Source organism: Streptomyces sp. SID1328 (genome assembly GCF_009865595.1).
Classification (GTDB): domain Bacteria; phylum Actinomycetota; class Actinomycetes; order Streptomycetales; family Streptomycetaceae; genus Streptomyces; species Streptomyces griseoluteus.
Genome location: NZ_WWKH01000557.1, coordinates 1 through 11283 on the forward strand (window position 1 = coordinate 1; position 11283 = coordinate 11283).

9 protein-coding genes and 1 pseudogene are annotated in these 11283 nt (G+C 72.8%); 2 read left to right on the forward strand and 8 right to left on the reverse strand.

What is annotated here, in order from left to right:
* Nucleotides 1-1524 (reverse strand): ATP-dependent helicase (locus GT030_RS17505; RefSeq protein ID WP_161201899.1); only part of this gene is annotated, 1524 nt, incomplete at its 3' end.
* Nucleotides 1525-1679: 155 nt separating this feature from the next.
* The gene (locus tag GT030_RS17510) at nucleotides 1680-2051 is read right to left on the reverse strand and encodes an MGMT family protein (protein WP_202460209.1); all 372 of its coding nucleotides are present in this window, start codon (nucleotides 2049-2051) and stop codon (nucleotides 1680-1682) included.
* Between the two features lie 184 nt (nucleotides 2052-2235).
* On the opposite strand from GT030_RS17510, the gene GT030_RS17515 reads away from it, so the two are divergent.
* Nucleotides 2236-4992, forward strand: coding sequence for a lysylphosphatidylglycerol synthase transmembrane domain-containing protein (locus tag GT030_RS17515; RefSeq protein WP_161201901.1), 2757 nt, complete (start codon nucleotides 2236-2238; stop codon nucleotides 4990-4992).
* Nucleotides 4993-5116: 124 nt separating this feature from the next.
* Nucleotides 5117-6658 (forward strand): alpha/beta hydrolase, encoded by a 1542-nt coding sequence (locus GT030_RS17520; RefSeq protein ID WP_161201902.1) that lies wholly within the window; start codon nucleotides 5117-5119, stop codon nucleotides 6656-6658.
* 8 nt (nucleotides 6659-6666) lie between these two features.
* Here the strand turns inward: GT030_RS17520 and GT030_RS17525 are convergent, their stop codons facing one another.
* From GT030_RS17525 to GT030_RS17550, 6 genes and pseudogenes are all read right to left on the reverse strand, one after another.
* Nucleotides 6667-7143 carry a hypothetical protein gene (locus GT030_RS17525; protein WP_161201903.1) on the reverse strand — a complete coding sequence of 159 codons (477 nt, stop codon included), beginning with the start codon at nucleotides 7141-7143 and terminating at the stop codon, nucleotides 6667-6669.
* A 214-nt stretch (nucleotides 7144-7357) separates the two neighbouring features.
* On the reverse strand, nucleotides 7358-7537 hold the full coding sequence (locus tag GT030_RS17530; protein WP_161201904.1) for an SUKH-3 domain-containing protein: 180 nt from the start codon (nucleotides 7535-7537) through the stop codon (nucleotides 7358-7360).
* A 58-nt stretch (nucleotides 7538-7595) separates the two neighbouring features.
* A complete protein-coding gene (gene moeZ, locus GT030_RS17535; RefSeq protein WP_161201905.1) occupies nucleotides 7596-8774 on the reverse strand; it encodes an adenylyltransferase/sulfurtransferase MoeZ in 1179 nt (392 codons plus the stop codon).
* 64 nt (nucleotides 8775-8838) lie between these two features.
* Entirely contained in the window at nucleotides 8839-9579 is a 741-nt protein-coding gene (locus GT030_RS17540; protein WP_161201906.1) for a spherulation-specific family 4 protein, read from the reverse strand.
* Complete coding sequence (locus GT030_RS17545; protein WP_161201907.1) at nucleotides 9567-10526, reverse strand: NAD-dependent epimerase/dehydratase family protein; 960 nt, start codon at nucleotides 10524-10526, stop codon at nucleotides 9567-9569. The genes GT030_RS17540 and GT030_RS17545 overlap by 13 nt, the downstream gene beginning before the upstream one ends.
* A gap of 186 nt (nucleotides 10527-10712) precedes the next feature.
* Nucleotides 10713-11283, reverse strand: a pseudogene (locus GT030_RS17550) (hypothetical protein); the annotation flags it as partial.

Here is an 11283-nt window from a genome sequence, read left to right on the forward strand (position 1 = left end):
CCGGCCGAGCCTGCGGAGGTCGGCGGCGTCCATGCCGCCCAGGGGGGAGGAGAGGAGCGTGATGGCGGTCTCGGCGTCCAGCCAGGGGGTTTCCGAGGCCTCGGCCTCGTCGGCTGCCCCGGCGGACCCCGCCTCCGCCTCCGCCACCGCCCGAAGCGCCGTCAGCAGGGGCGCGACGGCCGGTTCGTGGCGCAGGGGCAGGTCGTCGCCGTCGATGTCCAGAGGGACGCCCGCTGCCGTGAGGGCGCGGCGGAGAGTGGGGATGGTGAGGGAGCCCGCGCGGACGAGGATCGCCATCTCGTTCCACGGGACGCCGTCCTCCAGGTGGGCGCGGCGGACGATGTCGGCGATGTTGTCCAGCTCGGTGCCGGGGGTCGGGTAGGTGTACACCTCCACGCGGCCGCCCTCGCGGACCGCCGTCGGCTCCCGGTGGACGCGGAGCTTCGCGGCGGGGAGCTGGGACAGCGGCATGCGCTGGGTGATCCGGCGGGTCGCGGCCAGCAGGCCGGCCCCGGAGCGGCGGGAGGTGCGCAGCACCTCGACGGGCGCGGGGCGGCCGTCAGCGCGCGGGAAGGCGGCCGGGAAGTCGAGGATGCCGTTCACGTCGGCGCCCCGGAAGGTGTAGATCGACTGGTCGGGGTCGCCGAGGGCGACCAGGGTGCGCCCGCCCCCGGCCAGCGCGTGCAGCAGCCGTACCTGCGCGGGGTCGGTGTCCTGGTACTCGTCGACGTACACGGCGTCGTAGGACGCGGCGAGGCGCTCGGCGACCTCGGGGCGGTGGGCGAGGAGTACCGCGCGGTGGACGAGTTCGGCATAGTCGATGACGCCCTGGAGGTCGATCACGTCGAGGTACTCGGCGAGGAAGGCGGCGGCCGCGCGCCAGTCGGGGCGTCCGATGCGGCGCGCGAAGGCGTCCAGCGCTCCGGGCGCGAGCCCCAGCTCGCGGCTGCGCGCGAGGACCGCGCGGACCTCGTCGGCGAAGCCGCGCGTGGTCAGGCAGGCGCGCAGGTCGTCGGGCCAGCGCACATGCGTGAGCCCGAGCCGCTCCAGCTCGGGCTGCCCGGCGAGCAGCCCCCGCACGGTGACGTCCTGCTCGGGGCCGGAGAGCAGCCGCAGCGGCTCGGCGAAGCGGTCACTGTCCTGGTGGGCGCGGACCAGGGCGTAGCAATAAGAGTGGAAGGTGGTGGCGCGGGGCGCGCGGGCGGCGCCCATGCGCCGGGCCATCCGGTCGCGCAGCTCGACGGCGGCCTTGCGGCTGAAGGTCAGCACCAGGATGCGCTCGGGGTCGCCGCCGCGGGCCACGCGCGCGGCGACGGACTCCACCAGGGTCGTGGTCTTGCCGGTACCGGGCCCCGCGAGGACGAGCAGCGGACCGCTCCGGTGCTCGATCACCGCGCGCTGGGCGGCGTTCGGGCGGGGCGGCGGTGCCTGGACGGGCGGGGTGCGGAGCAGCCGGTAGGCACCACGAGGCGCCTGCCGACCCTGGGGGTGCGGCAGGCGTCCGGTGGAGGAGGTGGTGCTCACGTGGTTCGCCGGTCCTGGTGGTGCGGGTGGTCGTAGGGGCGTACAGAGGCGGGCGCCTCCGGGGCTTCCCGCCTCAACGAACGTACGTCATGTCGGGGACGTGCCCGGTGTCCCCCGTACGAGCGGATGTGGGCCGCGACCCTTGCCGGAGGCCGTCAGCCGTGGTCCGCCGGGCTCCCGTCCCAGCGGGCCTGTCTCATGTCCAGGCGCGGCAGATGTCCCTCCGCGCCGCGGGACGCCTGCTTCAGCGGGGTGCCCTCGGCCCGGTACCGGTCGAGGGCACGCAGCTCGTGGCCGGGCAGCAGCGCGCCGTCGGCCCGCACCACGCGCCACCATGGCACCGCGCCCCCGTACAGCGCCATGACCCGGCCCACCTGGCGCGGCCCGCCCTCCTCCAGCCACTCCGCGACGTCGCCGTAGGTCATCACCCGGCCCGGTGGAATCCGCTCGGCCACGTCGAGCACGCGCTCGGCGTACTCCGGAAGTTCGTCCGGGCGCCCCTCCCCGGCAGGGCTCTGCTCGCTCATCCACCCCATCCTGCCGTACGCCTACGACAATGGGACGAGGCCGGCCAGGGGTGTCCGGACGGGCCCGCACTCCGCCCAATCGCACTTTTCGCACACCCATCCACACCCTGATGCCCCCTCGCGCCCCTCAGTCGTGCCACCATCGTGCGGGCGGTGACTGGTGATACGAGACCAAGAAGAGACCATGAACAAGCAGGGTGTGCACGACGACGCGGAGGGCACCTCCGGCGCGTCCGCGCGCCCCGGCGCCTCCCACGGCCCCGCCGAGGACGCGGGCCCACGCGCGCGTGAGGGCGGTGACGCGTACGCCCCCGCGCGGGCGTACGCCCGCAGGCGTCCCTCCGACGACGTCCTGGAGGAGGTCGAGGGCGACGAACCGCTGCTCCCCGCGCGCGTGCACCGCCCCTCCGACCTCATGCGGCTCCTGGTGGGCGTGCTGGCGATCGCCCTGCTGCTCGCCATCGCCGCGTTCGCGCACGGCACCACCTCGGGGCTCGAACAGGACATCAACAAGGGCACCGGCCAGGCGCCCGACCTGCTGATCAAGATCGCGGGGCTGGTGTCCAGCATCGCCATCCTGCTGGTCCCGGTGGCCTTCGCCATCGAGCGGCTGATCAAACGCGACGGGCTGCGGATCGCGGACGGTGTCCTGGCGGCCGTCCTCGCGCACGGCGTCACCCTCGCCACCGACCTGTGGGTCGCCCGCGCCGCCCCCGACTCCATCCAGGAGGCGCTCACCCAGCCCGCGCCCGGTGACATCCACGCGCTGACCGACCCGGTGCACGGCTATCTCGCGCCGGTCATCGCCTATATGACGGCCGTCGGCATGTCCCGCAGACCCCGCTGGCGCGCGGTGCTGTGGATCGTGCTGCTGCTCGACGCGTTCTCCATGCTGGTCACCGGCTACACCACGCCGTTCGCCATCATCCTGACCGTGCTCATCGGCTGGACCGTCGCCTACGGCACCCTCTACGCAGTCGGCTCCCCCAACGTCCGCCCCACCGGCCGCACCCTGATGGCGGGCCTGCGCCACGTCGGTTTCCACCCGGTCAGCGCGGTCCGTGAGGAGGGCCCGGAGGCGGAGAACGGCGACCGGGGGCGGCGCTACTTCGTCACCCTGGAGGACGGCCCGCCGCTGGACGTCACGGTCGTCGACCGGGAGCAGCAGGCCCAGGGCTTCTTCTACCGGGCCTGGCGCAACCTCACCCTGCGCGGCTTCGCCACCCGCTCCAGCCTCCAGTCCCTCAGACAGGCCCTGGAGCAGGAGGCGCTCCTCGCCTACGCGGCCATCGCGGCCGGCGCCAACGCCCCCAAGCTGATCGCCACCTCCGAGCTGGGTCCCGACGCGGTCATCCTCGTCTACGAGCACACCGGGGGCCGCACGCTGGGCTCGCTGGCCGACGACGAGATCACCGACGAGCTGCTGCACAAGGTCTGGCACCAGGTGCGCGCGCTGCAGTCCCGGCGCATCGCGCACCGCAGGCTCGCGGGCGACGCGGTACTGGTGGATCGTTCCGGCAAGGTGATCCTGGCGGAGCTGCGCGGCGGGGAGATCGCGGCGGGCGATCTGCTGCTGCGCATGGACGTGGCCCAGATGCTCACCACGCTCGGCCTGCGGGTCGGCGCCGAGCGGGCCGTGGCCGCGGCGGTCGCGGTGCTCGGCCCGGACGCGGTGGCCGACTGCCTGCCGATGCTCCAGCCCATCGCGCTGACCCGCTCCACCCGCGCCACTCTGCGCAAGCTGGGCCGTGAGCGCGCGGAGCGGGAGCGGGAGGCGGTGCTGGAGTCGTCCCGGCTGGCCAAGCAGGCCCGGCTGGAGGCGGCGTCCGAGGAGGGCGCGGCGCCTCCTGGCAAGCCCGACAAGAAGACCGTCCGCGCCGAGCAGCGGGCCGAGAAGCGGGCCATCGACGAGGCGATCGACGAGGCCCGCGAGGAGGACCTGCTCACTCAGATCCGGCACCAGGTGCTCCGGATCAGGCCGCAGGCCCCGGTCGAGCCGGCCCGGCTGGAACGCATCCGGCCGCGCACCCTGATCAGTGTCATCGCGGGCGCGATCGGCGCGTACTTCCTGCTCACCCAGCTCACCCACATCGAGTTCGGCAAGCTGTTCGCGCAGGCCCAGTGGGGCTGGGTGGCGGCCGCCGTGGCGTTCTCCGCGCTCAGTTACGTGGCCGCCGCGATGGCGCTGCTCGGGTTCGTGCCGGAGCGGGTGCCGTTCGTGCGGACGGTGGCGGCGCAGGTCGCCGGTTCCTTCGTGAAGATCGTCGCTCCGGCGGCGGTCGGCGGTGTCGCGCTGAACACGCGGTTCCTCCAGCGGCAGGGGGTGCGGCCGGGGCTCGCGGTGGCGAGTGTGGGCGCGTCGCAGTTGTTCGGTCTCGGCTGCCACATCCTGATGCTGCTGTCCTTCGGCTACCTCACCGGCACCGAGAAGACGCCGTCGCTGTCGCCGTCCCGGACGGTCATCGCGGGTCTGCTGACGGTCGCGGTGCTGGTGCTGGTGGTGACGTCGGTGCCACTGCTGCGGAAGTTCGTCGTCACGCGCGTACGGTCGCTGTTCGCCGGGGTGGTGCCGCGCATGCTGGACGTGCTCCAGCGGCCGCAGAAGCTGGTCACCGGCATCGGCGGCATGCTGCTGCTCACCGGGTGCTTCGTGATGTGCCTGGACGCCTCGATCCGGGCGTTCGGCGACGAGACGGCGCACATCAGCATCGCCAGCGTCGCGGTGGTCTTCCTGGCGGGCAACGCGCTCGGTTCCGCGGCGCCGACGCCGGGCGGGGTCGGGGCCGTGGAGGCGACGCTGACCGTCGGTCTGATCGCGGTCGGGCTGCCCAAGGAGGTGGCGGCTCCGGCGGTGCTGCTGTTCCGGCTGCTGACGCTGTGGCTGCCGGTGCTGCCGGGGTGGCTGGCGTTCAACCACCTGACCCGCAAGGGAGCCCTGTAGGAAGCGCCGGTCCGGCCGGCCTGCCCTTACAGGGGCCCGTAGGGGCTGTCGCCCCCTGTCGCCCCCTTACTCCTTACGGCCCGTGCCCCGCGCGGAGTCGCGGGCGCGCCCTGAGGATGGCTGTATGCCGAACCCTTCCCGGTCGCGCGCGGCCGCCCTGACGACCAGTGCCGTGCTGATGGCCGCTCTGCTGGCCGGGTGCGGCGGGTCGGAGCACGGGGACCTGACGAAGCAGAAGCTTCAGTGGAAGGACTGTCCGGCCCCCTCCGAGGCGGAGGGCGGCGGCCCGGCACCGTCCCCACTGCCCGGCGGCGCGAAGTGGCAGTGCGCCACCATGCTGGCACCTTTGGACTGGGGCAGGCCCAAGGGCGACACGATCGGCATCGCCCTGATCCGCGCCAAGGCGGACGGCCCGGCGAAGGACCGGATCGGCTCGCTGGTCTTCAACTTCGGCGGGCCCGGCGGCAGCGGCGTCACCACGCTGCCCGCGTTCGGCGAGGACTACGCGGCCCTGCGCACCCGGTACGACCTGGTCAGCTTCGACCCGCGCGGGGTCGGCCGCAGTGCGCCGGTGCTGTGCGAGAGCGACGCCCAGCTCGACACGTTCTTCCAGCAGGACGCGACGCCCGACAACACCGCCGAGCAGAGGCAACTCGTCGCCCGCACAAAGAAGTTCAACGACGCGTGCGAGCAGCGGTCCAGGAAGATCCTGCCCCATGTACGCACCACCGACGCGGCCCGCGACATGGACCTGATGCGGCAGGTGCTCGGTGACGCCAAGCTGCACTACTTCGGCATCTCGTACGGCACCGAACTCGGCGGCGTGTACGCCCACTTGTTCCCACAGCACGTGGGGCGGGCCGTGTTCGACGCGGTGGTGAACCCCACCGAGACGCCCGAGGAGGGGGCGCTCAGCCAGGCGCGCGGGTTCCAGCTGGCGCTGGACAACTTCGCCGAGGACTGCACCTCCAAGGTCGAGGACTGCCCTCTCGGGGACACCGCGGACGATGTGAAGAACCGTATCGCCAAGCTGCTGAAGGACCTGGAGAAGAAGCCCATCCCCGGTATCTACCCCCGCCAGTTGACCGAGACGGCGGCGACCAACGGCATCGCGCAGGCGCTGTACTCCAAGGACTTCTGGGAGTACCTCACCGAGGGGCTCGAGCAGGCGTACGACGGGGACGGCAGGGTGCTGATGCTGCTGTCCGACTCGCTGAACGGACGGTCGGAGAACGGCGAGTACAGCAACATCGCCCCGGCCAACGTCGCCATCAACTGCTCGGACGAGAAGCCCCGTTACACCCCGGCCTACATCCAGTCCAAGCTCCCCGGCTTCCGCGGGGCCTCCCCCGTCTTCGGTGACTACCTCGCCTGGGGCATGGCCAGCTGCACCGACTGGGCCGTCCCCGGCGCCGCCGACCACCCCGACGTCCACGCCCCCGGCTCCGCCCCCATCCTCGTCGTCGGCAACACCGGCGACCCCGCGACCCCCTACGCGGGCGCCCGCGCCATGGCCGACGCCCTCGGCAAGGGGGTCGCCGTCGAACTCACGTACAAGGGCCAGGGACACGGGGCATACGACAGCAAGAACAAGTGCGTCCAGCAGGCGGTCAACGACTATCTGCTGGCCGGCAAAGTCCCGAAGCCCGACACGGTGTGCACCTGACGGCCGCCCTACGACGGCTCGCTACGACTCTCCGGCACGCCCGGCGTGGGCCCGGTGAGCCGGGCGACATCGACGCCCCGCGCTCGCAGATACGTCTCCGCATGGTCCGCCAGACGCCGGAAGCGCGGCCAGGTCGGCATTCCCGCCACCTGCGCGTCCCGGTACTCGAGGAACGCCCTGCCCGCGTACTTCAGCCTGACCAGCGGCACCGCCCACAAATCGAGGACGTCCTTCTCACTCACGTACCCCTTGTGGCAGTAGAGCCCCACGACGTCGAAGGCCGCGAGCGCCCGATTGACGACGGCGTACTCCTCCCCGCTCAGCTCCTCCACCCGCACCCCCCGCTCGTACATCAGGAACACCGTCCGCCTGCCGTGCTGCAACTCCGGACTGATCAGCGACTCGTGCAGCTTGAGCAGCGCGTCCCTGCGGTCCTTCCGCCGGGCCACATACAGCGACAGCACACTGATGACCACAGCGGCCACCGAAATGACAACCGACGCACCCTCACCGTCCACGCGCAGCTCCCCCACTCCCCCGTCAGCCCCGTCCAGGGCTGCCCATCCCCGCCGAGACGCAAACAGACGCCTTCCCAGCAGGCCCCACCCCGCGTCGATCGGGCGCGGAGCGACGCCGAGCACGAGGTTCTCCAGGGCCCGGGGTGCGGGGCCGAACCGGGCGAGGTGGATCTCGGCGACCTCAGGTGATTTCGGGTCCGCCGACGTTCACGGTCAGGCCGCCGAACTCGCGCAGGAAGGTCTCTGCGGTGTCGTGCAGGGCAAGCCCGAGGGGTTCGAACATGGATCTCCAGCGACCCGTGCCGACCCTGCGTCCAGGCGCCCACCCGGCCGCCTTGAACACCTCGGCGGCCGGCAACACGGCGAAGGCCCACGGCCCCGGATGATCGGGGGCCGTGGGCCTTCGGGGCCGGAACGGATCAGTACACCGGCTTGCTCGGCTCGATCTGGTTGACCCAGCCGATCACGCCGCCGCCCACGTGGACCGCGTCAGCGAAGCCCGCGGACTTCAGGACGGCCAGGACCTCCGCGCTGCGGACGCCCGTCTTGCAGTGGAGGACGATGCGCCTGTCGTGCGGGAGGGACTCCAGGGCGGTGCCCATGAGGAACTCGTTCTTCGGGATCAGCTTGGCGCCGGGGATGGAGACGATCTCGTACTCGTTCTGCTCGCGGACGTCGATGATCTCGATGTTCTCGCCGTCGTCGATCCACTCCTTGAGCTGCTTGGGAGTGATCGTGGAGCCGGCCGCGGCCTGCTGGGCCTCCTCGGAGACGACGCCGCAGAACGCCTCGTAGTCGATCAGCTCGGTGACCGTGGGGTTCTCGCCGCAGACCGCGCAGTCGGGGTCCTTGCGGACCTTGACCTGGCGGTACTGCATCTCCAGGGCGTCGTAGATCATCAGGCGGCCGACCAGCGGGTCACCGATGCCCGCGAGCAGCTTGATCGCCTCGTTGACCTGGATCGACCCGATCGACGCGCACAGCACACCGAGCACGCCGCCCTCGGCGCAGGAGGGGACCATGCCGGGCGGCGGGGGCTCCGGGTAGAGGCAGCGGTAGCAGGGGCCGTGCTCGGACCAGAAGACGGACGCCTGGCCGTCGAAGCGGTAGATCGAGCCCCACACGTACGGCTTGTTCAGCAGCACGCACGCGTCGTTGACCAGGTACCGGGTGGCGAAGTTGTCCGTGCCGTCGACGATCAGGTCGTACTGGCCGAAGATCTCCATCACGTTCTCGGCCTCGAGCCGTTCCTCGTGCAGGACCACGTCCACGTACGGGTTGATGCCCTTGACCGTGTCCCGCGCGGACTCCGCCTTCGAGCGGCCGATGTCCGCCTGGCTGTGGATGATCTGCCGCTGGAGGTTGGACTCGTCGACCTCGTCGAACTCCACGATGCCGAGCGTGCCGACACCGGCCGCCGCGAGGTACATCAGCGCGGGGGAACCCAGGCCGCCGGCGCCCACACAGAGCACCTTGGCGTTCTTCAGCCGCTTCTGCCCTTCCATCCCCACATCCGGGATGATCAGGTGGCGGGAGTACCGGCGGACCTCGTCTACGGTGAGCTCGGAAGCGGGCTCGACCAGGGGTGGCAGCGACACGGGGACTCCGTTGGTCGGTCGATCACTACGGGTTGTTCTTCCCGTAACACTGCCACGGCCTTCTTCATTCCGAGACACCCGTTCCGACCCGCGAGACGAATTCGTCCCAGTGGCCGGGCATGGTCTCCCAAGGATTGGCCCGGCCGCCGTGGTCCGTGCGGTCGGTGAGGTAGACCGTCCCGGCGCCCTGCCAGCGCGCGATGCGCAGCGCCTCCTCCAGATGGCCGCGCGGCACCCCGTGCACGAAGTGGCAGAAGCGGTCGGCCGGATAGTCGGCGGTCCACTCGGCCACCTGCGACCAGCGGTAGTCGGCCCAGGAGCCCCGGAAGGTCACCAACTGGTCGGCGTTCTCCGCGTACCCCGGACAGGGGTGCTCCCCGTGGCCGAGCACGACGTGGGTGTCCCCGGCGAGCGCGCGCAGCGTGGTGATCACCCGCCGGACCTCGGGCAGTTCCGTCCGGTCACCGGGACAGCGTTCCAGCAGGAAGCCGTCGACGCGGTACCAGTCGAGGTGGCGGTGCGCGTCGGTGACCAGGTCGGCGAAGGGGCGCATGCCGTGCGCGAGATCCAGGTGGCCCAGGACACGGACCCCGCCGCCCTGCAGCCGGCCCGCCGCCGCCAGGCAGTGCGGGTCGGGGCGGACGCCCGGCCCGGCGGCGACATTGAGCACCACCCAGTCCAACGGCGTTCCGGGACGCGCCAGTTCGGCCCACTGGGCGGGCGCGGTCAGCGGGTGCGCGTAGTCGGGGACGCCGATCGCGGTACGTACGCCGGTGACGGCGGGCGCGCTGGTCAGATGCGGCATGCCGCCTCCATCCAGATGTCCGCGAGGGACTCCTCCAGATTGATCCGGGGCCGCCAGCCGAGCCGGTCGCGGGCGGTGCGCACATCGGCCTGCTGCCAGCTCCCGCAGCCGTCCGGGTAGGGGTACGCGACCGGCACCGCGTGGTCCAGGTCACCGCGCGGATGCGCGATCTGCCCCCGCAACGGGCCGGGAGGCGCGTCGAGCTCGTTGAGCGCGCCGCCGTACCCGGCGACCCGCGCGAGGACCGTGGCCGCGTCACGCAGCCGTACGGCACGGCCGGAGCCGATGTTGATCACGCCCTGTGCGGCGGACAGTGAGGCGGCGTGCACGGCGCGGGCGACATCGCGTACGTCGACGAAGTCGCGCTGGACGCCGAGCCCGGCGAGCTTGAGTTCGCCGTCGCCCGCCTGCATGGCGCGGCGCATGGCCTCGGCGAGCCTCCCCAGGGGCGACCCCGCCGGGGTGCCGGGTCCGGCGGGCGAGAAGACGCGCAGCACCACGGCGTCCAGGCCGGAGCCGAGGACCAGTTCGGTCGCGGCGAGCTTGCTGACCCCGTAGGGGCCGCCCGGCCGGGGTACGGCGTCCTCGGCCGTGGAGGAGCCGGGCTGGCTCGGCCCGTACTCGGAGCCGCAGCCGATCTGCACCAGCCGGGCCCCGCAGCCGCTGCGCCGCAGCGCCTCGCAGACGGTGGCCACGGCGACGGTGTTGTGCCGGGTGAGGTCGCGGGCGCCGCCCCGGGTGGCACCGGCGCAGTTGACGACCACGCCGGGGTGCACGGCGTCCAGGAACCGGGTGAGCGCGCCGGGGCTGCCGGTGGCGAGGTCGAAGCGGACGTCGGCGTCGTCGCCCCGGCCGAGCGCGGTGAGCTGCACGGCGGGGTCGGCGAGGAGGCGGTCGGCGACGAAACGGCCGATGTACCCGTTGGCTCCGATCAGCAGGACCCTCATAGAGCGGCCCCCGAGGTGTGCGCCGCGGCTGCTCCCACGGACCCGGCGACTGCGGTGACTCCGTGTCGGGAGGTGGTCATCTGGTGTTCTCCTTCTCAGGGATGCAGGTCTCAGGGATGGAGGGGGGAGAGGGCGGGGCGGCGGTGGGGCGCCGGTGCCGTGGGGGTGAAGCGGGGCGCGGGTGCCTCACTCCGGGCCCCCCAGGGGCGCGTGGGCCGAGGCACGGGTGAGGGTGCGCAGGGCGTGGGCCAGGAGGACCAGGGCCGCGCAGCCGCAGCTCAGGGCCGGGATCACCGCCACCCCCACGGGGTCGACCAGCGTGGTCACCGGCACGGCGAGGAAGCCGCAGTCGGGGAGCCGCCCGCTCAGCACCAGCGCCGGCGCCGCCACCTCGGCTGCCACCGCCGCGCCCAGGATCACGGCCGGCGCGTGCCGGTGCCGGTGGGCGGTGAGGAGGCGGGCGAGGAACAGCAGGGCGCCCAGGGTGAGGGCCTGCGGGTAGGCCGGGTCCTCGTGCAGCACGGCGCCGGTGAGGGCGAGCAGGCCGGTCAGGGCGGCCAGGTACAGCGCGACGACGCCGAGCAGCAGGGGGCGCGCCCCGGAGGTGAAGTCCTCCAGGCCCCGGCTGCCCGCGAGCCGTCGGCGGGCGCCGAGGTCGAGCAGGTGGGCGCACCAGGCGGCGGGGGCACAGGCCAGGGCGAGGGCCAGTACGGGCGCGGTGGCGGCGGGCCAGGAGCCGTCCGGGGCGCCGGTGGGC